The sequence below is a fragment of the Aeromonas enterica genome, assembly GCF_054052465.1.
Map to the genome: position 1 here is coordinate 35,303 of NZ_JBSTYL010000003.1, position 23,091 is coordinate 58,393.

General features: G+C 61.1%; 24 protein-coding genes. 5 read left to right on the top strand and 19 right to left on the bottom strand.

Annotated elements, in window-relative coordinates; genetic code table 11:
* Positions 1 to 46: 46 nt before the first annotated feature.
* The 4 genes from gshA to ACW5XD_RS04240 are packed head-to-tail and all read right to left on the bottom strand — an operon-like array spanning position 47 to position 5,967.
* Positions 47 to 1,645: a glutamate--cysteine ligase gene (gene gshA / locus ACW5XD_RS04225; RefSeq protein WP_456493779.1), complete on the bottom strand. Its 1,599-nt coding sequence runs from the start codon at positions 1,643 to 1,645 to the stop codon at positions 47 to 49.
* Between the two features lie 58 nt (positions 1,646 to 1,703).
* Positions 1,704 to 4,517 carry a M16 family metallopeptidase gene (locus ACW5XD_RS04230; RefSeq protein ID WP_456493780.1) on the bottom strand — a complete coding sequence of 938 codons (2,814 nt, stop codon included), beginning with the start codon at positions 4,515 to 4,517 and terminating at the stop codon, positions 1,704 to 1,706.
* Positions 4,518 to 4,543: 26 nt separating this feature from the next.
* Complete coding sequence (locus ACW5XD_RS04235; protein WP_456493781.1) at positions 4,544 to 4,981, bottom strand: YqaA family protein; 438 nt, start codon at positions 4,979 to 4,981, stop codon at positions 4,544 to 4,546.
* Positions 4,978 to 5,967, bottom strand: coding sequence for an NADP-dependent oxidoreductase (locus ACW5XD_RS04240; RefSeq protein WP_456493782.1), 990 nt, complete (start codon positions 5,965 to 5,967; stop codon positions 4,978 to 4,980). Before ACW5XD_RS04240 ends, ACW5XD_RS04235 begins: the two co-directional genes overlap by 4 nt.
* A 44-nt stretch (positions 5,968 to 6,011) precedes the next feature.
* Here ACW5XD_RS04240 and ACW5XD_RS04245 point away from each other — a divergent pair, with 44 nt between their 5' ends.
* Complete coding sequence (locus tag ACW5XD_RS04245) at positions 6,012 to 6,179, top strand: hypothetical protein (protein WP_005308905.1); 168 nt, start codon at positions 6,012 to 6,014, stop codon at positions 6,177 to 6,179.
* 49 nt (positions 6,180 to 6,228) lie between these two features.
* Here the strand turns inward: ACW5XD_RS04245 and ACW5XD_RS04250 are convergent, their stop codons facing one another.
* Positions 6,229 to 7,227 (bottom strand): Preprotein translocase subunit SecY, encoded by a 999-nt coding sequence (locus ACW5XD_RS04250; protein WP_456493783.1) that lies wholly within the window; start codon positions 7,225 to 7,227, stop codon positions 6,229 to 6,231.
* Between the two features lie 346 nt (positions 7,228 to 7,573).
* On the opposite strand from ACW5XD_RS04250, the gene ACW5XD_RS04255 reads away from it, so the two are divergent.
* Positions 7,574 to 7,903: a hypothetical protein gene (locus ACW5XD_RS04255; protein ID WP_456493784.1), complete on the top strand. Its 330-nt coding sequence runs from the start codon at positions 7,574 to 7,576 to the stop codon at positions 7,901 to 7,903.
* A 53-nt stretch (positions 7,904 to 7,956) separates the two neighbouring features.
* On the opposite strand, the gene ACW5XD_RS04260 is transcribed toward ACW5XD_RS04255, so the two are convergent.
* The 4 genes from ACW5XD_RS04260 to rpsF form a co-directional block, all read right to left on the bottom strand.
* The gene (locus ACW5XD_RS04260) at positions 7,957 to 8,700 is read right to left on the bottom strand and encodes a ferredoxin--NADP reductase (protein WP_456493785.1); all 744 of its coding nucleotides are present in this window, start codon (positions 8,698 to 8,700) and stop codon (positions 7,957 to 7,959) included.
* A 101-nt stretch (positions 8,701 to 8,801) separates the two neighbouring features.
* Positions 8,802 to 9,248: a 50S ribosomal protein L9 gene (rplI, locus tag ACW5XD_RS04265; RefSeq protein ID WP_043135484.1), complete on the bottom strand. Its 447-nt coding sequence runs from the start codon at positions 9,246 to 9,248 to the stop codon at positions 8,802 to 8,804.
* 49 nt (positions 9,249 to 9,297) lie between these two features.
* A complete protein-coding gene (gene rpsR, locus ACW5XD_RS04270) occupies positions 9,298 to 9,528 on the bottom strand; it encodes a 30S ribosomal protein S18 (RefSeq protein WP_005313392.1) in 231 nt (76 codons plus the stop codon).
* A 30-nt stretch (positions 9,529 to 9,558) separates the two neighbouring features.
* Entirely contained in the window at positions 9,559 to 9,948 is a 390-nt protein-coding gene (gene rpsF / locus ACW5XD_RS04275) for a 30S ribosomal protein S6 (protein ID WP_005313395.1), read from the bottom strand.
* Between the two features lie 237 nt (positions 9,949 to 10,185).
* Between rpsF and ACW5XD_RS04280 the strand changes: the two genes are divergently transcribed.
* Complete coding sequence (locus ACW5XD_RS04280; protein ID WP_043557538.1) at positions 10,186 to 11,409, top strand: Nramp family divalent metal transporter; 1,224 nt, start codon at positions 10,186 to 10,188, stop codon at positions 11,407 to 11,409.
* A 110-nt stretch (positions 11,410 to 11,519) separates the two neighbouring features.
* On the top strand, positions 11,520 to 12,368 hold the full coding sequence (locus tag ACW5XD_RS04285) for a hypothetical protein (RefSeq protein ID WP_456493786.1): 849 nt from the start codon (positions 11,520 to 11,522) through the stop codon (positions 12,366 to 12,368).
* A gap of 45 nt (positions 12,369 to 12,413) precedes the next feature.
* On the opposite strand, the gene ACW5XD_RS04290 is transcribed toward ACW5XD_RS04285, so the two are convergent.
* From ACW5XD_RS04290 to rnr, 6 genes are all read right to left on the bottom strand, one after another.
* Positions 12,414 to 13,250: an EamA family transporter gene (locus tag ACW5XD_RS04290; protein ID WP_456493787.1), complete on the bottom strand. Its 837-nt coding sequence runs from the start codon at positions 13,248 to 13,250 to the stop codon at positions 12,414 to 12,416.
* 128 nt (positions 13,251 to 13,378) lie between these two features.
* Positions 13,379 to 14,239, bottom strand: coding sequence for a DMT family transporter (locus ACW5XD_RS04295; RefSeq protein WP_456493788.1), 861 nt, complete (start codon positions 14,237 to 14,239; stop codon positions 13,379 to 13,381).
* 217 nt (positions 14,240 to 14,456) lie between these two features.
* On the bottom strand, positions 14,457 to 14,906 hold the full coding sequence (locus ACW5XD_RS04300; RefSeq protein WP_456493789.1) for a GNAT family N-acetyltransferase: 450 nt from the start codon (positions 14,904 to 14,906) through the stop codon (positions 14,457 to 14,459).
* Positions 14,907 to 14,963: 57 nt separating this feature from the next.
* The gene (locus ACW5XD_RS04305; protein ID WP_456493790.1) at positions 14,964 to 15,530 is read right to left on the bottom strand and encodes a Crp/Fnr family transcriptional regulator; all 567 of its coding nucleotides are present in this window, start codon (positions 15,528 to 15,530) and stop codon (positions 14,964 to 14,966) included.
* A gap of 10 nt (positions 15,531 to 15,540) precedes the next feature.
* The gene (gene rlmB / locus ACW5XD_RS04310; RefSeq protein WP_456493791.1) at positions 15,541 to 16,290 is read right to left on the bottom strand and encodes a 23S rRNA (guanosine(2251)-2'-O)-methyltransferase RlmB; all 750 of its coding nucleotides are present in this window, start codon (positions 16,288 to 16,290) and stop codon (positions 15,541 to 15,543) included.
* Entirely contained in the window at positions 16,287 to 18,653 is a 2,367-nt protein-coding gene (gene rnr / locus ACW5XD_RS04315) for a ribonuclease R (protein ID WP_042869173.1), read from the bottom strand. Before rnr ends, rlmB begins: the two co-directional genes overlap by 4 nt.
* A 134-nt stretch (positions 18,654 to 18,787) precedes the next feature.
* On the opposite strand from rnr, the gene ACW5XD_RS04320 reads away from it, so the two are divergent.
* Positions 18,788 to 19,810: a GGDEF domain-containing protein gene (locus tag ACW5XD_RS04320; protein WP_456493792.1), complete on the top strand. Its 1,023-nt coding sequence runs from the start codon at positions 18,788 to 18,790 to the stop codon at positions 19,808 to 19,810.
* A gap of 62 nt (positions 19,811 to 19,872) precedes the next feature.
* Here the strand turns inward: ACW5XD_RS04320 and luxS are convergent, their stop codons facing one another.
* The 4 genes from luxS to ACW5XD_RS04340 form a co-directional block, all read right to left on the bottom strand.
* Complete coding sequence (gene luxS, locus ACW5XD_RS04325) at positions 19,873 to 20,382, bottom strand: S-ribosylhomocysteine lyase (RefSeq protein WP_241278978.1); 510 nt, start codon at positions 20,380 to 20,382, stop codon at positions 19,873 to 19,875.
* Between the two features lie 18 nt (positions 20,383 to 20,400).
* Positions 20,401 to 20,994 carry a transglycosylase SLT domain-containing protein gene (locus tag ACW5XD_RS04330; protein WP_276203889.1) on the bottom strand — a complete coding sequence of 198 codons (594 nt, stop codon included), beginning with the start codon at positions 20,992 to 20,994 and terminating at the stop codon, positions 20,401 to 20,403.
* Positions 20,995 to 21,055: 61 nt separating this feature from the next.
* Positions 21,056 to 21,394, bottom strand: a complete 339-nt coding sequence (gene glnB / locus ACW5XD_RS04335; RefSeq protein ID WP_005308848.1) for a nitrogen regulatory protein P-II — start codon at positions 21,392 to 21,394, stop codon at positions 21,056 to 21,058.
* Between the two features lie 9 nt (positions 21,395 to 21,403).
* On the bottom strand, positions 21,404 to 23,026 hold the full coding sequence (locus tag ACW5XD_RS04340) for an NAD+ synthase (protein ID WP_456493793.1): 1,623 nt from the start codon (positions 23,024 to 23,026) through the stop codon (positions 21,404 to 21,406).
* Positions 23,027 to 23,091: the final 65 nt, after the last annotated feature.

Consider the following 23,091-nt stretch of genomic DNA (forward strand, 5'->3'; position numbering starts at 1 on the left):
AAAAGCCGCTCAATTGAGCGGCTTTTTGCTTTTGTTCTGCCTGCCATCAGGCCGGGGTGGTACTAGTACCAAAGTAGTCGGCCAGGAAGTCGTCGAACGACAGGCTGTCGCTGCGCTCCCGCTCCCGCTGCTTGGCGAGGGACTCGCGCGCCTCGGCGGCGAAGTAGGCCTCATCCCAGTACTGCAGCTCGCCGGCCAGCATCTCTTCCCGATAGCGGCTCGCCAGCTCGTCGCCAAAGCAGCCGTTGTCCTGGCCGCTTTCAAGCAACTGCTTGAGCAGGCGGGCCGAGTAGGTCAGCTCGGGATTGATCAGCTTCTCCCTGTGCATGGCCAGCGTCTCGCGGTAGCGGTTGCGGCCACAGCAGCGATCCAGCAGGGAGGCAACCTGACCCAGCTCCTCGAACAGCTTGAGGCCGTACTCCTTGAGGCCAATCGGGTTGCCCTGCTCATCTTCCAGCTCGAGGCCGGGGCGACGCCCCTCCAGCACTACCTTGTTCTGGTTGCGGCGATTGCGGGCAATCTCCTCGTCACCCAGCACGGGAGACGGGCGCAGCAGGCACCAGACCAGGAACAGATCGAAGAAGCGGATCTGATCCACCTCTATGCCGAATGGCGTGAAGGGATTCACGTCCACGGTACGCAGCTCTATGTACTCGATGCCGCGCTGCTCCAGCGCATCCGACGGCTTCTCGCCGCCGCGCGGGGTGCGCTTGGGCCGGATCGGGGCATATAGCTCGTTCTCCAGCTGCAGCACGTTGTCGTTGAGCTGACGGTACTCGCCGTTCACCTTGACCCCTATCTTGGCGAACTCGGGATCATGGGTGTTGATGGCACGGCGCAGGCTGCTCACATAGGCTGGCAGGCTGTCGTGGCTGATCTTGAGACCCGCCTGGGCGCTGTTGGTATAACCGAGGTCGGACAGGCGCAGGGCAGTGGCATAGGGCAGATAGAGGGTACCCTTGCCGGTCTTCTGGAACGGCAGGCTGCTCTTGCGTCCCTTCAAGAAGGAGTCGCAGATGGCCGGTGAAGCACCGAACAGGTAAGGCACCAGCCAGCCGAAGCGGTAGACGTTGCGAATAAGCCCCATGTACTTGTCGGAGATGAAGCGCTGGCTGCAACAGCCTTCGCATACCAGATCCTGCCACTCGCTCCAGAAGCTGTCCGGCATGGAAAAGTTGAAGTGCACTCCGGCGATCACCTGCATCAGGCTGCCGTAGCGGTTCTTCAGCCCCTGCCGGTAGAGGGTCTTCATCCGCCCTATGTTGGAGCTGCCGTACTGGGCCAGCCGTATGCTCTCCTCGTCGCCGACGAAGCAGGGCATGGAGAGCGGCCAGATGCGCTCGTCGCCGAGATGATGGATGGCGTGGCGATGGATATCGCCCAGCTGTTCGATCAGGCTGTCGATGGAGTCGGTGGCCGGGGTGATGAACTCCAGCAGGCTCTCCGAGTAGTCGGTAGTGATGTTGGCATGGGTCAGGGCCGAACCCAGACTCCTGGGGTGATCCGTCTGGGAGAGGGTCCCTTCCGGCGTGATGCGCAGACATTCACGTTCGATCCCGCGCCGGATCCCCTTGAGGGCCGTCAGCCGTTCCTGTGAACCCAGGGCGGTCAACAACTCGGTGAGTGACAAGCTAGTAGTAGTCATATTCACGGCTCATGTGTGGCCGCCCTACAGGGGGCGGCGCTATTTTTATGAAGCGCCCTCAGGGCAGCTGCAGCGGATAGATGGGAAGATGAAGCTCCTTCAGGGGTTTTTCAAGCTTTTGCTTGTCGCCCACCACCACAATCACCATGTCGGCTGGATCCAGCCAACGGGCCGCGCTGGCCTTGAGCGCCTCGGGTGACACCGTTTTGATCAGCTGGTTCTGGGCCTGTACATAGTCCGGCTTCAGGTCATACATGATCATCTGCAGCAGGAAGCCCGCCTTCTGGCTCAGGGTCTCGTAGGAGAGCGCATCCTGCTGGGAGACGGCGCTGCGCATGTAGGCCAGCTCGACCGGGGTCGGACCGGTCGCTCGGTAGCTGTCCATCTCCTTGAGGAACTGACGGATGGCATCCACGGTCGCATCGGCCCGCACATTGGCGCCGGTGGAGAAAGTACCCACCTCGCGATTGGCGGAGAAGCCCGAGCTGGCCCCGTAGGTGTAGCCCTTGTCTTCACGCAGGTTGAGGTTGATGCGGCTGTTGAAGTTGCCTCCCAGGTTGAAGTTCATCAGCCCGGCGGTGAAGTAATCCCCCGTGGTATCAAACGCCATGGCGCGACGACCGATGCGGATCACCGACTGGGGCGCCCCCGGCTTGTCCACCAGATAGATGCCCGGCTTGGCCTGCTCACCCTTGGGTTTGAGGCTGCCGAGTACCGGCGTGGCACCCTTCCATTGGGTCAGGAAGCCGAGTTGATCCTCCACCTGCGGCTGAGCCACATCCCCGACCACCACCACCTTGGCGTTGGTCGGGTTGTAGTAGTTCTGATAGAAGCGCTTCACGTCCGCCAGGGTCAGCTTCTCGACGTCGGCCAGCACACCGTCACCCGGTTGGCCGAGGCGGTTCTGCTTGCCATAGACCAGCTCGCGGAATGCCTGGCCTGCCAGCCACTCCGGCTGCTGTTCGCTCTGTTTCATGCCTTGCAGCATCTGCGCCTTGACCCGCTCGAAGTCCGCCTCCCGCATGCCGGGACGCTCGAACACCTCGCGCACCAGCGCCAGGGTCTGCGGCAGCTTGTCGGTCAGGCTGCTGATGGTGACCAGGTTGCTGTACTGGGCGCTGGAGACGCTGACGCTGGAGCCGAGCTTTTGCAGCTCGTCGCTGAGTTGGGCCTCGGTCAGGCGCACCGAGCCCTGCCCCATCATGCTGGCGGTGAGGCTGGCCAGCCCCAGCTCCCCCTTGCCTTCGGCCCGCATGCCACCCGGCAGGGCGATCATGATGGAAACGGCCGGGATCTCGTCACTCTGAGTGCCGATGATCTCGATCCCCTTGTCGAGCTTGCCGTGCCAGATGGCGGGCACCTTGACGCTGACCGCATCGGCCGCCTTGGGCTGCACGCTGCGATCGAAGTTGTCCTTGACCGGGCGCAGCGCCAGCGGCTCCCCATGCTGGCTGTAATCGGGCAGATCGCGCTTGGCGGGGGTGAAATTCGACTTGGCCGCCTGCCAGTCGGTCTTGCCCTTGGGTACCACGCTCAGCACCACGGCCGGCTTGTCCACGATGAACTTGTCGTAGGCCGCCTTGACCTGCTCCGGGGTCACCTTGCCGATGGCATCCAGGCTCTTGAACACATAGTTGGGATCCTGGGCAAACACCTGACCCATGGCGAGCTGGCTCACCTTGCCTGAGACGCTGTCGAGCCCCCAAATGGCCGAGGCGCGGTAGCTGTTGATGGCCTTTTCCAGGTCCTCCGGCTTGAGGCCGCGACCGGCAAACTCGCCGATCACCTTGTCCACTTCCCCCTTGAGGGTCTTGAGGCTGCCATCCACCGCCGGGTTGGGATAGGCGTAGACGGTCAGGGTGCAGGACAGCTCCTCGCAGTAATGGGAGGCGCCCGCATCAATGGCCTTGCCGGTTTTCACCAGTGACTGGTAGAGCATGGAGCTGGCGGAGCCGCCGAGCACGTCAGCGAACATGTCCAGCGCCGGCTCCTGCGGATCGCCGAGGGCAACGGTCGGGTAGCTGATGTAGAGCAGCGGCAGATGAACCTTGTCCTCCAGCGTCACATAGCGGGTCTCTGGCAGGGTCACCGGCGCCGGGGTCGGTTCGGCCACATCGGGGCCACGGGGGATGGAGCCGAAGTACTGCTCGATCCAGGCCAGCGCCTGCTTGGTATCGAAGTCGCCGCCCAGAGTCAGGGTGGCGTTGTTCGGGCCGTACCAGCGCAGGAAGAACTGCTTGAGGTCATCCACCCCGACCCGGTCGAGATCCTCCACATAGCCGATAGGCTGCCAGGAATAGGGGTGCATGCGCGGATAGAGCGCCTCGCCCACCTTCTCGCTCACCAGACCATAGGGCTGGCTGTCGATGCGTTGGGCCCGCTCGTTCTTGACGGTGGAACGCTGGATCTCGAATTTCTTCTGGCTCACCGCATCGAGCAGGAAGCCCATGCGATCCGCCTCCAGCCAGAGTACCTTCTCCAGCTGATTGGCCGGCACAGTCTCGTAGTAATTGGTGCGATCCCTGTTGGTGGTGCCGTTCATGTCGCCACCCGCCTCGTTGATGATCCGCATATGTTCCTGATCGCCAACGTGTTTTGAGCCCTGGAACATCATGTGCTCGAAGAAATGGGCAAACCCGGACTTGCCTACCTGCTCGCGGGCCGAGCCCACGTGATAGGTGACGTCGAGGTGCACCAGGGGATCTGACTTGTCGGGCGCCAGGATCACGGTCAAACCGTTGTCCAGCTTGTACATCTGGTAAGGGATGCCGAGCTTGCCCTCTTCCTTGACCTGTTCCGACACCAGGGTGGGGGCTGCCAGCACAGGCAGGGTGAAGCCCATAAGAATACTTAATGGAATGAGTTTGTTCACGGTTACCTCGTGAGTGAAGAAGAGGGCTAGAAAATGTGACTGGCCAACAGAAAAACCAGGACATAACGCAATAGTTTGCCGAGCCCGATCAGGATGAGAGAGCGCCAGAAGGAGAGCCGCAGCCAACCGGCCAGCAGACAGAGGCCATCACCGACCACAGGGGTCCAGGCCAGCAGCAGACACCAGTGACCATGTTGTTTGAGCCAGCCGAGGGCTCTTTGTTCCCCACGACCTTGAAAATCTTCCGGTTTTTTCTTGAAGGTGGCGAGCCAGCCAAGCCACCAGGTGGTCATGGAGCCCAAGGTATTACCGAGCGTAGCCCACAACAACAAGCTGGTCATGCTCCACTCTCCCTTGGCCACCATGGCCCCCAGCAGCACTTCCGAGCTGCCGGGCAGCAGGGTGGCGGAGGTGAAGGCGCTCAAAAACAGCCAACCCAGCCCCATCTCAGCAATGGCAGTCATCCGGGCAGGCCATCGGCGGCAGGCATGCGCAGCACCAGCTTGCCACGTACATGACCCTGTTCAATGGTCTGATGGGCCAGCGCCCCCTCGGCCAGGGCAAACTCGCCACCGACCGTGATATGTACATCCCCCTGGCGCAACAGGATCAGCATCTGGGCCAGCTGTTTGCTGTCGGGGTGCACCAGCATGCCGAGCGCCTCTATGCCGGCATCGGCCGCCGCATCCTTGATCTGCTGAGCGGTGATGGTGGGCACAGTCACCAAGCGGCCACCGGGCTTGACGCAGGCCAGCGCCGCCTTGCCACTCTCGCCCCCCACCAGATCCAGCACCAGATCGACCTGACCACCCTGGGCCAGGATCTGCGCGACCCAGTCAGCGTCGTGGTAATCCACCAGCTGGCCAGCTCCAAGGCTATGGAGAAAACCGTGATTGTCACGACTGGCCGTGGCGACCACCTCGGCGCCGTAAGCGCTGGCAAACTGTACCGCCAGATGGCCAACGCCGCCGGCACCGGCCAGGATCAGCAGCCGCTGCCCCCCCTTGAGGGCACCATGTTCGAACAATCCCTGCCAGGCGGTGAGACCGGCCAGCGGCAGCGCAGCACCCTGCTTGAGGCTGATACCATCGAGCTTGACCAGCTCGCTCTCGCTCACCACCATGCTCTCACCATAGGCGCCCCCCGCCAGCGGGAAACCCACCATGCCGCACACCGGCTCCCCTTCCTTGAGGGAGGTGACGCCGGGGCCCACCTTGTCGACCATCCCGGCCACGTCATAACCGGGCGTCCAGGGCAACTTGTCCTGGTTCTGGGCTGCGGCCCAGCCGAGCCCGGCCCGGGTCTTGGCATCGATGGGATTGACCCCCGCAAAGCAGATGCGCACCCGGACTTCCCCCTCGGCAGGCACCTTGTCGAGGGAAGGGTTGAGCTTGAGTACCGAGGGGTCGCCGAATGCGGTAATCTGTAGCTGCGTCATTGCACAATCCATCCTGTTGATTGATCAAGGATCCACAGAATAACAGCGAGGACCACATGGCTCGAATGTTTCTTATTCCTCTGTTGCTGGCACTGGGGTGGTGGGCGTTTCTGCTCTACTTCCGCATCCCGCTCAAACAGGGGGCCAAGGGGTTTTACTGGATCATCGGCATCGGTGGGGGGCTGGCCGCCTTCCTCAGCCTGATGATGGTGCTGACTCACTAGCGCCGCCCGCACGCGGCAATAAAAAGGCCACCTCTAGGTGGCCAGATCATCAACCCGCTTGCGCGCTGAGGTGGTAGTGGCGGTTGCTGCCCTGCCCCAGCACCCCCTGGGCCAGCAGATGCTGGAATACCCTGTCCACCTCTTCCAGCGACAGCGACAACGCCTCGGCTACCCCGCGCTTGCTGCACTTGAGCTCGCCGCTCTCCAGCACGGAGCGCACCTGGGCCACCACAGCGGGCTCGGGTTCCGGCTTGCTCACCACCGGGGGCACAGTGGCCGCGGCCTCCGCCTGCCGTGCCGCGGCCTGTTCCCGCGCCTGCTGCCACAGCCACATGCGGCGAAAGCGGTTCTCCTCGCCAATCAGGCTGACGAAGAAGGCACCAAACACATCCAGCAGTACGGAGAGGAAGCAGACCAGCAGAAACTGCACCTGGCTGATGCTCATGCCCACCCCGTCCGCCAGACTGCTCATCAGCCCCAACATGGAGGATTGTTCGTTGAGGGGTTTGGCATCCCGCTCCTGGCGCAACTCATCCTGCTTCAATCTGAGCTTGGTGTTGGCCTGCTGCAAGCCGCTGACGCCGCTGGAGATGCGCGCCATCTCGATATACTTGCGCGCCGCCTCCTCGTTGAGCTGGATCTGGCGCTCTATGCTGGCGATCTGCTCGTCGAAACGGGCCAGCACCCGCTCGTGGCGCGCCTGCTGGTTCAGTATGGTGTTGGTGGCGCTGTTGATGCCGCCGATACTGCCGCCGATGGAGATGGCGGCCAGCACGCTGTAGAACAGCAGTGACCAGAAGGCGCCGCCGAGATCGCGGCGCGCCTTGCACTCACCGTACTCGTACCAGACGTAGAACTTGCCCAGTTCGAAGATGATGGCCAGACCGCCGAACAGCCACTTCATCAGGGGGTTGTCGTCGATGGAGAGAAACAGCAGCAGAGAGAAGACGATGGAAGCCAGAATGGCCAACCCGGTAAAACTGTACACCGTAGTCAGAGCGAACCACCCCTTGGGGTAGCGCAATATGGCAGAAGCCTGTGTATTCATGATGAAGTGGGGATACTGTGCAGGAAAAGTTGGCTGCCGATTATAGTCCCCCCATCGACAGAATGAAGGCTAATCGTTTGAATTCAATCAGATACTGCCCTGGATGGACAGGCTGCGACCAGATTGGGCAAATAGCCGCCACCGGCATGATGACGGGACGGACGGAACCTGCCATCCTCGACACAATAGCAAGGCGAAATGCCGAACCGAAGAAGCGGCGCGGCCCTTCTGGCAAGGGGACGTGCCAAGCGGAAAAAACCGGCGCAGCCGGAATGATGGCTGGTTCCGTTCAGGTTAAGCCTGCACCTTCTAGACTGATAACAATCATTCTGAATCCGAGGTCATCATGAATAAAACCACCCTGCTGCTCTCCCTCCTGCTGGCCCATGGCATGGCTTTTGCCGCGCCCCCCTCCAAGAACAACGATGGAATCAAGCTTTCCACCGACGACATGAAGTTGGACATCAACTGGGACCAGAAAGAGTACGACTGGTGGCAGAACAACTGTCTGGATCTCGGCATAGGTGACAGCCGAATCCAGCTCAACTGCGACAAGATGGATGGCAAGTATCGCGATCACTACAACCGCAGCATCCACAGCGGCAACAACCCGGGCCAGGGCCACGACAAGCAGAAGGGCAACGGGAACGGAAATGGAAACGGCAAGAAGAACTAGCCGGAACCATCGCAGAAATCACACAGGGGCCCATGGCCCCCGTGTTCATTGGACTACCAGTAATTCTCCGCACTGATGTTGCCCGGCGCCCGGCGCAGGTTCTTGGCCAGCCCCAATGCCAGCAAGGCCTGTTGCGTCTCCTTCACCATGGCCGGATTACCACAGATCAGCACCTGGCTCGACTCCGCTGAAAAGCCCAGCCCCACCCGTTCCTGCAACTGGCCGCTGGCGATCGCCGCCGGGATCCGTCCTTCCATCGCATCGGGCCAGGCCTCACGGCTGACGAAGGGCACGTAGCGAAAGCAAGCCCCCTGCTGCTCGGCAAAACTGGCGATAAGCGGCTGGTAGCTCAGCTCCTCCCCTTTACGTACCCCGTGCACCAGCACCAGGTTCTCGAAGCGCTTGAACGCCTCGCCGTCCGCCAGCATGGAGAGGAAGGGGCCTATGGCGGTACCTGTGGAGAGCAGCCAGAGATCGCGGCCGGGCGGGAGCTCATCCAGAGTCAGAAAGCCGGTCGCCTGGGATTGCACCAGCAGAGTGTCGCCCGTTTGCAGGGAACCGAGAGTCGGGGTCAGTTCCCCATCAGGGATCTCGACGAAATAGAACTCGTGATAGGGGGCCGAGGGAGGATTGACGAAGGAGTAGGCCCGCTGAATGCGGCGCTCACCCTGCTTGAGGGCCAGCTTGGTAAATTGGCCTGCCTTGTAGGGGGCAAGCTCGGCCTCCACACGCAGAGAAAACAGGGTGGGGGTCCATTCGATACGCTCGATGACCCTACCTTCGACCCAGGCTGCCATAAGACTCTCCTCCAGAGGAACAGAACCTCACTTTACCCTTTGATCCCAAAATAAAAAACCCGCGCAAATGCGCGGGTTTTTTCTGCAAAAGCGAAACGCTATTACAGGGCAACAACCTGAACTTGTACGGTTGCTTTGACGTCAGCGTGCAGCTGAACAACAACTTCGTACTCGCCAGTGTTACGCAGAACGTTGCCCATGCGGACCTCGCTCTTGGCAACAGCAACGCCGGCAGCAGTGATGGCTTCAGCCACGTCACGGGTACCGATGGAACCGAACAGCTTGCCTTCGTCGCCAGATTTGGAGGCGATGACAACAGCAGCCAGTTCACCCAGCTTGGCAGCGCGCTCTTCAGCGGCAGCTTTACCGGCAGCCAGTTTGGCTTCCAGTTCAGCACGGCGAGCATCGAAAGTCTCGATGTTGGCCTTGGTAGCCATAACGGCTTTGCCTTGCGGGATCAGATAGTTACGGGCGTAGCCAGCTTTAACAGCGACTTGATCACCCAGACCGCCCAGTTTGGCGATTTTGTCGAGCAGGATAACTTGCATTACCTTTCCTCTATAAAAGTTGAGTTAGGCTTAAGTGCCGGGCCGATTCTTACTTGTTGTGCAGATCGGTGTACGGCAGCAGAGCCAGGTAACGAGCACGCTTGATGGCGCGTGCCAGCTGACGCTGATACTTGGCGCGGGTACCGGTGATACGGCTCGGTACGATCTTGCCAGATTCAGTGACGTAGTTTTTCAGAGTAACGATATCTTTGTAGTCGATCTCGGTAACGTTCTCGGCAGTGAAGCGGCAGAACTTACGACGACGGAAATAACGTGCCATGGCCTTTATCCTCTATTCAGTGATCCAGAATTACTCTTCGGAAGACGCTGCTTCAACAGTATCTTCGCGGCGCTCGTCGTCACGACGGACGAAGCGCTCTTCCTTGGCCTTGGCCATCGGAGAAACTTCAGTCACGGCGTGCTTGGTGCGCATGATCATGTTGCGGATAACGGCATCGTTGAAGCGGAAGTTGGTTTCCAGTTCATCGATAACGGCTTGCTCTGCTTCCACGTTCATCAGAACGTAGTGAGCTTTGTGCAGCTTGTCGATCGGGTAAGCCAGTTGACGACGGCCCCAATCTTCCATGCGATGGATAGTACCACCCGCGGTGGTGATAGCACCGGTGTAACGCTCGATCATACCGGGTACTTGCTCGCTCTGGTCCGGATGAACCATGAAGACGATTTCGTAATGACGCATTTTAGCTCCTTACGGATTAATTCAGCCTCCGCCCAGGTGCAGCCAGACCTCGGAGGCAAGGAACGTATGGTGTGTTTAGACACTGCTTTCTAGGGCGGCGTATTGTACGAAATCACATCCCTCACTGCAACTGGCCGCCACAGATGTTTTTATCTATGGGTATGATACAAAACATCAATTGATAATAATTATCATTTATATCTATTCTATCTCCATAATTTTATGGAGGGTGATTCCATGCAACCCGCGCTGACCACGGCCATCCCGGCCCGCAAATTCAAACTGACCCTGCTTGGCCCCGCCTTTATCGCCGCCATCGGCTATATCGATCCGGGCAACTTCGCCACCAATATCCAGGCCGGCTCCACCTTCGGCTATCAGCTGCTGTGGGTGGTGGTCTGGGCCAATCTGATGGCCATGCTGGTGCAGACCCTCTCCGCCAAGCTCGGCATAGTTACCGGCAAGAACCTGGCGGAGCACATCCGAGACCGGCTGCCCAAACCGGCAGTCTGGGCCTACTGGGTACAGGCGGAGATCATCGCCATGGCCACGGATCTCGCCGAGTTCATCGGTGCGGCCGTGGGCTTCAAGCTGCTGCTCGGCGTCACCCTGCTCGAAGGCGCCGGCATCACGGCCGTGGTCACCTGGGGCATTCTGATGCTGCAGAGCCGCGGTCAGAAGCCGCTGGAGTTCGTAGTGGGCGGCCTGTTGCTGTTCGTGGCGGCGGCCTATATCGTCGAGCTGGTGTTCTCCCGCCCCCACCTGCCGAGCCTGCTGGAAGGCGCCCTCTTCCCCGGCCTGCCCAACAGCGACGCCGTTTATCTGGCGGCCGGCGTGCTCGGTGCCACCGTGATGCCCCACGTCATCTACCTGCACTCGGCACTGACCCAGCACACCCAGGATCAGGGCACTGTGCCTCAGCGACTGCACACCACCCGGGTCGACGTAGCGATTGCCATGACCATAGCCGGCTTCGTCAACCTGGCCATGATGGCCATGGCGGCGGCCGCCTTCCACGGCGCCGGCAACCAGCCCGTGGCCGAACTCGAAACCGCCTACCAGACGCTCACTCCCTTGCTCGGCCAGGCCGCCGCCACCCTGTTCGGCCTGTCACTGGTGGCCTCAGGTATCTCCTCCACCGTAGTGGGTACGCTCGCCGGTCAGGTGGTGATGCAAGGCTTCGTGCGCTTCACCATCCCGCTCTGGCTGCGCCGCGCCATCACCATGGCCCCCGCCTTCGTGGTGATCGCCATGGGGCTCAACACCACCGAAATCCTGGTGTTGAGCCAGGTGGTGCTGAGCTTCGGTATCGCGCTGGCCCTCATCCCGCTGCTGATACTGACCGGCGATCGTGCCCTGATGGGGGAGTATCGCAACCACCCGGTGACCCAGGCAGTCGGTCGCCTTATCGTCGCGCTGGTGATCGGGCTCAACGCCTACCTGCTGGTTGCCATGATCTAGCGCTCACAACCCGCGATTCAGGCCGGCTCATTAACCCAGGTTAATGAGCCGGTCTGCACTTTGGCGTATGCTGCGGCTCTCTCTTCCTCTTCGATTAGCAGGAGCCATCCATGGAACATACCCGAGCCAGCTTCGTGCTGGGCCACCATCATGAACAGGCCAGCGTGCTCTTCTGCCAGAGCGGCGACACCAGCCTGCTGGTCACCGACCTCACCCCTTTCCACCCCCAGAGCCACCTCTGGCCCGATCAGCCAGGCGATGTGGGCACGGTTTGCTGGGATGACGGCGACGCCAGCGTGGGCCCCTGCCGCATGGGTGCCATCAGCCCGGAAGGCGAACTGTTCGTGGACACAGAGATTCCGGTCAAGCGTGGCGCCGAAGGCTGGGCCTTCGTGGTGGTGCATCCTCTGGCAGGCCGGCACTCTCTGGCGGTGGGCTCACGGGTTGAACTGAAGGTGGATGCCACAGTCCGCCACGCCCTGAGCCTGGGCCACAGCGGCTGCCATCTGGCGGCGCTGGCCCTCAACCGGGTGCTGGTTCCCTACTGGCGCAAAGAGGTGAGTGAGCGCGACGCGCTGGATCAGCCCGACTTTGACCGCCTCGCCATCCAGACCTCGCGGGTCGAGCCCATGGGTTCCCAGGAGCAGTACCGCATCGGCAAGAGCCTGCGCAAGAAGGGGGTCAACAGCGAGGCGCTGCTGGCGGATCTGCCGCAGATAGAAGAGAGGATCAACCAGCAGCTGGCAGACTGGCTGTCGGCCGGTGGCGAGATCCGCCGCAGCCGGGCCGGTGAGGCCATCATAGATTCACGCTACTGGCACTGCATGCTTGAAGGTAAAGAGGTCACCATCCCCTGCGGCGGCACCCACGTCAGCAGTCTGGCCGAGCTGGGCCAGGTTCGGGTGCAGCTCGCCCCCTGCGAGGAGGGCTTCACCCTGACGACCCGGGTCACTCCCTGAGCCAACCGTCAGGCCGGGGCGATCCCGGCCGAACGTCGTCCCCCATCAGCCGAGGCGGATCAGCAAGATACCGCAGAGGATCACCAGCGCGGCCCACAGCCGTACCCGCCCCAGCTTCTCCCCCAGCCAGCACCAGGAGAGCAACACGGCAAACAGCACGCTGCTCTCGCGCAGCGCCGCCACCAGCCCGATGGGCGCCTGGGTCATGGCCCAGATGACGATGCCGTAGGCAAGCAGTGACAGAGCGCCGCCGAGGGCACCGGTACGCCATGCCGCGAGATCGAGCGCGCGCAAGGCGGTGCGACTCTGCCAGCGCATCAGCAGCGGCATCATCAGCGCAGTCAGGGCAAACAGCCAGAGGGTATAGCGTATCGGTTCACCGGCCGAGCGGGCGCCAGCGCCGTCGGAGAGGGTATAGGCAGCGGTGAACAGCGCCGTGATCAGCACGGCCCGCAGTGCCGCAGGCGCCAGCCTGATACCGCCGCGCCAGGCCATCAACAGCACCCCGCTCACCAGCACCAAGGCGCCCGCTACCGCCAGCCCGCCGGGTACCTCCCCCAGCAGCAGGGCCCCGAGCAAGAGAGTCACCAGAGGCGCACTGCCACGGGCCAGCGGATAGATCTGGCCGAACTCCCCCAGCCGATAGGCCCGACCGAGAAACAGGCAGTAGCCGCAATGCAGCAGGATTGATAGCGCCAGCCAGGGATATTCGGCAGGCACAGGCAGCCCTACCAGCGGCAAGAAGGGGGCGGCAAACAGCCCGGAGCAGAGGGAGACCAGCAAGACGCTGACGCGCCCCTCGGCCTGGCGCTTGGCCAGCGCATTCCAGAGGGCATGCAGCAGCGCGGCCAGCAGGATGGCTGCAAAGAGGGTGGGTGTCACGACGGGGTTCCTGTCACTAAGAGCGGGACAGGCTACTCTATTTTCGCTGCAACAACCGGGATCGGCTTCATAAGCTGCTCATATGACAAACCGGCCAGCCGCCGGTTTGTCATATGGAAGAGAGTGCACTAGCGCAGGCGGCGCTGCCAATGGATGGCCAGCAGGATAAAGCCCACCCCGACCCAGAGATTCCAGGCCGGGATCTCGCCAAACAGCCAAACCCCCAGCAGCACCACGAACATCAGGCCGGAATACTCGGTCGTCGCGATGCGGTTGGCCTCGACCTGCCGGTAGGCATAAATGCAACTGGCATGGTAGAGCAGTTGCATCACGCCGCTGCCACCGATCAGTGCCAGCAGACGCCAGTCCACCGGCTGCCATTGATTGACCGCCAAGCCCGCCGTCAACGGCAACGCCAGCAGATTGGCCCAGAACAGAGTCGCCACCACAGAGATACCCATGGGCAGCTTGCGGCCGGTCACGTTGAACAACGCCAAGGTGAAGGCGGTCACCAGGGCACCCAGCCCCGCCAGATGAAAATCCCCCGGCTTGAGCACGAACACAACCCCGAGCAGGCCCATGCCCCCCAGCAGCCAGACCCGTGAGTTGATCTTCTCCTTGAGCAGCCAGGCCGCCAGCGGCAAGGTCAGCAGCGGAGAGACATAGAAGATGGCGTTGGCCGTGGCCAACGGCAACTGGGTCAGGGCCAGCATCATGCCGCCCCCGCCGAGCAGGCAGAGATGACCGCGCAGCAGGTGCCATTTCCAGGCGCCCAGTCCCCAGGCGGCTCTCGGCACCCGCAGCATGAAGGGCAGCAGCACCATCAGAGTCAGCAACTGGCGCAGGAACATGTATTGGAAGGGGCTGAAACCGGGGCCGATCAGCTTGACCAGCACATCGGAGAAGGCCTGGGCCAGATTGCCCAGCACCAAGGTGATGATGGCGAAGGTTTGCAGGTCCAGAGCGAACCGCTTGCGCAACAGCTCCATCAGCGACAGCCACTCGTGTGGTGAACGCAGATAAAATGGCTCAACGGCTCAATCGCTGAATCTTGTTCTGTATTAATGGGGTAAAAAACCATTTTTAAACCTATCCATCAACGGTTGCCGATTAATCACTCAGAGGGTACCCAGTAACATGGCGTCGATCACCCGTTTTCTTTACTACCTCAAGACATAATAATTTCATTGTTATGCTTTAAAGGTATTAAGACGAGGTCATGCCAATGTGGGGAATGTCATCTTCCAGATAGGGCTCACCCACGGTGGTGAAGCCATGACGACCATAGAAACCCTGCAGGTGCGCCTGAGCCCCCAGATAGATGCTGACCCCAGGCCACAGCGTTTCGCATTCCAGCAGCGCCTGCTGCATCAACCGGTGACCCAAGCCATCGCCTCTCGCCTCGGGGGCCGTCACCACCCGGCCGATCACCACCTGATGTGCCTTGGCTACACCGGACGCCATCAGTCTGGCGTAGGCCACCAGCACGCCATCCTGCCAGCCGAGCAGGTGCTGCACGTCGGGACGCTTGTCGACCCCGTCCAGGTCGAGGAAGACGCAGGTCTGCTCCACCACGAAAACGCGGGATCTCAGGGTGAGCAGTTCATACAGCTCGTTGACGTCGAGTTGTTCAAAAGACTTGAGGGACCAGTTCATGTGAATTCCTTGCTCATGATGAGAAGGGCAGCATAGCCAGCCAGCAAGGGGCTGGCATTAACCTTTGTTAAGATCCTTCAACCGTTTGCGAATGCGGCTCAGACTGATGGGGGTGATGCCCAGATAAGCGGCGATCTGGTGATCCGGCACCCTGGCGTCCAGCTCGGGGAAGCATTGCAGGAAGTGCTGATAACGGGCCTGGGGGCTCTCGGTCAGCAAGAGCAACTCCTTCTCCTCCTTGATGCGCAGCTGCACCGCCAGCAGATGGTGATACCAGGCGGACCAGCAAGGGAGCTGACGCAAGTCGCCAAGGTTGAAGAGTTGCAGCCGGCAGGGCTCCAGTGCCTCCACGCTGTAGCGGGCAGGTTCACCACTGAGCAGATGGTGGAAGTCGATAAACTCGTCCCCCTCCCAGTAGAACTCCTTGATGTACTCGCGGCCATCCGCCAGCACCACCTTGGCCCGCAGCAACCCCTGCTCGACCCTGACCAGCAGATCGGGTCTGTCGCCCGCATGCCAGAGACAGGCGCGGGGGCTCAAGGCCAACGAGCGGGCAAAAGAGAGGAGGCGCGTGGCCTCCTGCTCATTCATGACCCGATCCCGGCTAAACGGAGGTCTGTCCATCCCGTTCGCCTCAGGCGCGACGCTGACGCACGGCTTCAAACAGGCAGACGCCCGTTGCCACCGAGACGTTGAGGCTGGAGACGGCCCCGGCCATGGGGATGCTCACCAGTTCGTCGCAATGCTCGCGAGTCAGTCGGCGCATGCCCTTGCCTTCGGCGCCCATGACCAGTGCCATGGGACCGGTCAGCCTGGCCTGATAGAGGTCGTGATCCGCCTCGCCGGCAGTGCCGACCAGCCAGACGCCGCGCTCCTGCAACTCGCGCAGGCTGCGGGCCAGGTTGGTGACCTGGATGAGCGGCACCACTTCGGCGGCGCCACAGGCGACCTTGCGCACCACAGAGGTCAGGCCGCTGGCCTTGTCCCGCGGCACTATCACCGCATGGACTCCGGCCGCATCGGCGCTGCGCAGGCAGGCACCCAGGTTGTGCGGGTCCGTCACCCCGTCCAGCACCAGCAGGAAGGGGGCGGTCTCTTGCACTGCCAAGCCGTCCAGCAGGCTGGCCAGATCGTGCTCGGCCAGCTTGGGCGCCTCTATCACCTTGGCCATGATGCCCTGGTGATTGTTGCCCTCGGCTTTGTCATCGAGCGTCTTGCGGTTCACGCTCTGCACCTTGAGACCGAGGGATTCAAGCTCGGTCAGCAGGGGTTGCAGCCGGTCGTCATCCCGGCCCTTGAGGGCCCACACTTCGATGAAACGCTCCGGGGTGCGCTCAAGCAGAGCGGATACAGCGTGAATGCCGTAGATCAGTTCAGTACTCATTTCGTGCTCTTGACCTTATCGCGAGCCTTTTTGCTCGGTCGTCTGTTGCTGGGCTTGGCGCGGCCACCCTTGTCGGATTTGCCGGTATCCTTGCCCTCTTTGCGTTTATCGTGACGCTGGCCACCCTTGGCAGGCTTGCGCACTACCTCTTTGCCATCCTTGCCGGTGAGTGGCGCTTCCACCATCACGAAGTCGATCTTGCGATCGTCCAGGTTCACGCCCATCACCTTGACGCGTACCTTGTCGCCCAGACGGTAGCGACGGCGGAAGTTCTCGCCGATCAGCTGCATGTGCAGGGGATCAAACTGGTAGTAGTCATTGGTGAGGGTGCTGACGTGCACCAGACCGTCGATGTGGATCTCCGCCAGACGGACGAAGAAACCAAAGCCGGTGACGCTGGCGATGACGCCGTCGAACTCGTCACCCACGTGGTCCAGCATGTACTCGCACTTGAGCCAGTCGGCCACGTCGCGGGTCGCATCGTCGGCACGGCGCTCTGTCATGGAGCAGTGCTCGCCCATGGGATCCACTTCTTCCAGCTGGTAGTGGTAACCACCGCTCGGAGTCCACTTGTGGCGCAGATTGCCCTGCTGCTCCTTGGCCGTCTGGTACTTGATGGCGCGGTGCAGTATCAGGTCGGGGTAACGACGGATCGGCGAGGTGAAGTGCGCATAGGACTTCAGGGCCAGACCGAAGTGACCTATGTTGTCAGCCTGATAAACGGCCTGACGCATGGAGCGCAGCAGCATGGTGGAGAGCAGCTCCGCATCCGGACGCCCTTCAAACTTGGCGGCCAGCTCGGCAAAGTCTTTCGGCTCTGGCTCGAGGCCCCCCTTGAGCTCCAGACCCAGTTCGGCCAGGAAGTCACGGAAACCGGTCAGACGCTCTTCGCCCGGACGGTCGTGCACCCGGAACAGGGCAAAGGCTTCGTTCTTCTCGATGTAACGGGCCGCGGCCACGTTCGCCTGGATCATGCACTCTTCGATGATCTTGTGGGCATCGTTGCGCACCAGCGGCACTATCTGGTCGATCTTGCGCTGGGCGTTGAAGATGAAGCGGGTCTCTTCGCTCTCGAATTCCACGGCGCCACGCTGGTGACGGGCGTGCTTGAGCGCCTTGTAGAGGTTGTTGAGCTCCTCGATGTGACCCACCAGCGGCTCGTACTGCTGACGCAGCTTGGGCTCGCCATCCAGAATCGCCGCCACCTTGCTGTAGGTCATGCGCGCGTGGGAGTTCATCACGGCTTCGTAGAACTTGTAACCGGACATGCGGCCGGCGGCTGAGATGGTCATCTCGCACACCATGCACAGACGGTCGACCTGCGGGTTCAGGGAGCAGAGGCCGTTGGAGAGTACCTCCGGCAGCATGGGCACCACGAACTCGGGGAAATAGACGGAGTTGCCACGCTGATACGCTTCGGCATCCAGCGCAGTGCCGGGCTTCACGTAGGAGGAGACATCCGCGATGGCCACCCACAGGCGCCAGCCGCCACCACGCTTGGCTTCACAGAAGACGGCGTCATCGAAGTCACGGGCGTCTTCCCCGTCTATGGTGACCAACGGCAGGGCACGCAGGTCGATACGACCCTCTTTGGCCTTCTCCGGTACCTGTTCGCCCAGACCGGCAACCTCCTTGGTCACCTCTTCCGGCCAGGTATGCGGGATGCCGTGGGTACGCAGGGCGATCTCGATCTCCATGCCCGGCGCCATGTTCTCGCCCAGCACGTCCAGCACGGTACCGACCGCGTTGATGCGGGAAGTGGCGCGCTGATTGATGCGCACCACTACCACCTGGCTCTGGCGGGCACCCTTGTTTTCCCCTTCGGGGATGATGATGTCCTGGCCGATGCGGCTGTCATCCGGCACCACGAAACCGACGCCGTTCTCGACGAAGTAACGGCCGACGATATCTGCCTCGCGGGACTTGAGCAGACGCACCAGACGCGCTTCCTGACGACCCTTGCGGTCAATCTCGGTCGGCTGCACCAGCACGTAGTCGCCATGCATCAGGCGCTGCATCTCGCGGTTGTTCAAATAGAGATCCGGTCCACCACCTTCCGGGCGCAGAAAACCGAAACCATCTTTGTGGCCGAGTACATACCCTTTCACCAGATTCAGACGATCCGGCAGGGCATAACATTGGTTGCGAGTGAATACCAGTTGCCCATCACGCTCCATGGCGCGCAGACGACGGCGCAAGGCTTCCAACGGCTCTTCGTCGGTCAGTTTGAGAGCCTTGGCCAGCTCTTCCCGGGACATGGGTTTTTCATGGCCCTTGATGAGCTCCAGCAGCATCTCGCGACTGGCGATGGGGTTTTCGTATTTTTCGGCCTCGCGTTGGAGGAAAGGATCTTTTTGAGACATAAGCAGGCCTTAGGGTAGGTAATAACCCAGACATTATATCGAAGGGGGGAGCTAATGGCATCCATCGGCTGCCTTTTGGCCAATCTCTCTGTCATACTATGCAAAGTTTGCAGGCATGATGAGACACGGAACTCATGAGCAAGGACTCGTTCGCCCAATCCGCCGCCTATTTGAAGCAGGCGGTTCCCCTGATGATCAAGTATCAAATTCCCACAACGCCGGATAATTACACCCTTTGGTATAACTATGTGGCCGCCAGCATGCCCGAGCTCAATCAGGCCATAGATCAGGCCATCAAGCTGCAGGGCACCTGCTCTCTCACCACCTGCGAACGCCTCTATCACCAGCATCTCGCCGCCGAGGACGAGCAGCAGATGGAGGCGATGAAGCTCACTCTGGCTGCCATGGCCAACGAGCTCGGCCATAGCATGCAGGATGCCATCTCCGACACCGGCATGTTTCAGGAGATGCTCGACAAGAGCTTCGATCGGCTGAGCCTCATCGACGATGAGGGGCTGAGCCTGGAGGATACCATGGGTATCTTGCGGGAGCTGGTACGCGAGTCGCGGGATGTGCGCATGTCGACCATGCACTTTCGCAATCAGCTCAGCAGCGCAGAGAAGGAGATCAAGGAGCTGCGAGAGGCACTGAATGAGACTCGCAAGCTGGCCAACGAGGATGCCCTCACCTCCCTGCTCAACCGGCGCGCCTTCGATCTGGAGATCGATGGCCTGATCCGCAGCAAGCAGCCTTTCTCGCTCATCTTGTCGGACATAGACCGCTTCAAGAACTTCAACGATGAATATGGCCACCTGCTGGGAGATCAGGTATTGCGCGCGTTCAGCAAGCGACTGCGGGAAACCTGCAAGGAGGGCGTCACCGCCTACCGGCTCGGTGGCGAGGAGTTTGCCCTGCTGGTGCCCATGCGCAGTCTGGCCCTGAGCCGCCAGATGGCCGAGAGCCTGCGCCGGGCCATCGAGAAGATGTCCATTCTGGATCGCAAGTCCGGCCGCCGCATCGACCACATCACGGCCTCGTTCGGAGTAGGCGAGTACAATGGCCAGGAGACGGGTGATGCCCTGGTCGAACGTACCGACAAGCTGCTCTACAAGGCCAAGGATCTGGGCCGAAACCGGGTGATGCCACTGCCCTCCTGAGGGCATCAGCACGCAAAAAGGCCGGTCAATGACCGGCCTTTTTCATCGTTGCAATACCCGGTTCAGAGGCTTTTCAGCTTCTCTTCCGGCAGGGCCAGCTCGTCGTTGTGGTTGACGCCAATGCCGCGCTCCAGCACGTGACGGGCGATGGCGTGAGCCTCTTCCAGCGAGTGCATGCTGAAAGTGCCACACTGGTATTCGTTCAACTCGGGGATCTTGGCCTGATCCTGTACGGTCAGCACATCGGCCATGGCCGCTTGCCAGGCTGCGCCAACCCGGGCCTCGTCCGGTGCGCCGATCAGGCTCATGTAGAAACCGGTACGGCAACCCATGGGGGAGATGTCGATGATCTCCACACCGTTGCCGTTCAGGTGATCACGCATGAAACCGGCAAACAGGTGCTCGAGCGTGTGAATGCCGCGTTCGGAGAGGATCTCCTGGTTCGGCACGCAGAAACGCAGATCGAACACGGTAATGGTGTCCTTGTTCGGGGTCTGCATTGTCTTGGCCACGCGTACCGCAGGGGCTTCCATGCGGGTGTGGTCAACGGTAAAACTGTCCAATAACGGCATTTCTGACTCCTGATTTGGTTACCAGAACCAGCCCCCGCTGGAGAGCTGATCCTTGCATTGTCGATACTGGGCGCCGTAGCGCTGGGCGCGAGCCTCTACCTTGCGGGAGGTCTTCATCAACCACCCCTTGCTGCGGTAGCTGCCACGCCGGTAGCCACCCCACCCTTCGTGATAGTTGAGATACTGGCCATAGGCATCCCACTTGGAGGTGCCGTTCAGCCGCTGGGCCTTGTTAGTGTACCAGCCCATGAAATCGATGGCGTCGGCAAAGTCGTCGCGACTGCTCCAGCCGTTGCCGGTTTCCCGCTGGTAATCGTCCCAGGTTTCGTCTTTCACTTGGGCATAACCATAAGCGGAGCTGGCCCGCCCGGTCGGGATGAAGAGGAAGTATCCCATCGGTGGCTGGGCATCGTGTACGAAGGAGGACTCCTGGTACATCATGGCCATTACCACCTGGATCGGTGTACCCCACTTCTCGTTCATCTTGAGTGCCGCCTTGTGCCACTCGGGTTTCTCCCGAAAGATCTGGCACAGGTTCTCCGGCTGGGCCGGCGGCCGGGTACTGCAAGCGGTCAGGCCGGCCAGCAGGCCTGCCACCGCAGCGAGGCGCATCCATGACATCAGCCGTGTTGCATCTTCGTTCTCTTGATCGTTACGAGGCACATGCATCACATCAAATCGCGTCTTCGTTCTCTTCGCCGGTACGAATACGAATGACCCGTTCCACCTCGCAGACGAAAATCTTGCCGTCACCTATCTTGCCGGTGCGGGCAGTGTTCTGGATGGCTTCCAGGCAGGCATCGAGATCCTCGTCCTGCACCACCAGCTCCACCTTCACCTTCGGCAGGAAATCCACCATGTATTCGGCGCCGCGATAGAGCTCGGTGTGCCCTTTCTGGCGGCCGAAGCCTTTGACTTCGGATACCGTCATGCCGTTGATGCCGATCTCGGCCAGGGCCTCGCGCACATCGTCCAGCTTGAACGGTTTGATGATGGCTTCAATCTTCTTCATGGTGACTCCTTACCAGTTCTGTTTGCCAAACCCGGATGTGATGGGGTAACGGCGATCCTTACCAAAGTTGCGGGCCGTGATACGGGGCCCGACGGCGGCCTGACGGCGCTTGTATTCGTTGAGATCCACCAGCCGGATCACCTTGCGCACCACCGCCTCCTCGAATCCCTCTGCCACCAGATCGGCGACCGAGGCATCCTCTTCCACGTAGCGCTTGAGGATGGCATCCAGGATGTCGTAGGGGGGCAGGCTGTCCTGATCCACCTGGTCTGGCGCAAGCTCTGCCGAGGGGGGACGGTCGATGACCCGCTGCGGGATCACGTAATCGACCGAGTTGCGATATTCGCACAATTTGAAGACCAGCGTCTTGGGCACGTCCTTGAGCACGTCGAAACCGCCCGCCATGTCACCATACAGGGTGGCATAACCCACGGCCATCTCGCTCTTGTTGCCCGTGGTCAGCACTATGCGCCGACGCTTGTTGGAGAGCGCCATCAAGAGCACGCCACGGCAGCGAGCCTGCAGGTTCTCTTCCGTGGTATCCCGGGCTGTGCCGGCAAACAGCGGTGCCAGCTGGGTCATGAAACCTTCGAACATGGGCTCGATGGAGATGATGTCGAACTCGACCCCCATCCGCTCGGCCTGCTCCTTGGCATCCTCCACACTCATCTGGGCTGTGTAGCGGAACGGCATCATCACCGCCTGCACCTTGTCCGCACCTATGGCATCGGCGGCGATGGTCAGGGTCAGGGCGGAATCGATACCGCCGGAGAGACCCAGCACGGCCCCCTGAAAACCGTTTTTGGTGATGTAGTCACGCACCGCCAGCACCAGTGCCTGATAGGTCTCGGCCAAAGGGTCGAGCGACGCGGCAGGCTCACGTTCTTTCAGCGGCTGCCCGGCGGCAAAGCGCACCAGCGCCAGCTCTTCGGCAAACGGAGCCAATTTATGGGTCAGCTCGCCCCGACCGTTGAACACCTTGGAACAACCGTCGAAAATCAGCTCGTCCTGGCCACACACCTGATTGAGATAGACCAGCGGCAAACCTGTCTGGTGACAGCGGGTCGTCATCAGCTCATGGCGGATCCAGGGTTTCTCCTGATCGTAGGGCGAGGCATTGATGGTGAGCAGCAGCTCGGCTCCCGCCGCCTTGGCGGCCAGCGCCGGGCCCGGTTGCCACAGATCTTCGCAGATAAGCAGTCCCAGCTGATGACCACGGAAGGGCACCACGCAGCTATCCGTGCCTGCGGTGAAGTAGCGCTTCTCGTCGAATACTCCGTAGTTGGGCAGATCCTGCTTGAAGTAACGGGCGATAAGCTTGCCCTGCTCATAGAGAGAAGCCGCATTATGGAGCGCAGCCCCCTCACGCCAGGGGTGACCCACCAGAATGGCACACTTGCCCTGCCAGGCCGCGATGCGAGCCAGCGCAGCGTCGACCCGTATCATCAGATCGGCACGCAACAGCAGATCCTCCGGCGGGTAGCCGGTCAGGGCCAGCTCGGAGCACACCAGCAGATCAGCACCTTGCTGCTCGGCCTGGGCGGCCGCAGCCAGCACCTTGTCACAGTTATCTTCGATGGCGCCTACCGTCAGATTCAACTGGGCAAGCATCAGAGAGAGGGCTTTTGCCATGGCGATACATCTTAAAATCGAAAATGATGGGGAATGATAAAGAAAAGGCGCTGGCTGTGCCAGCG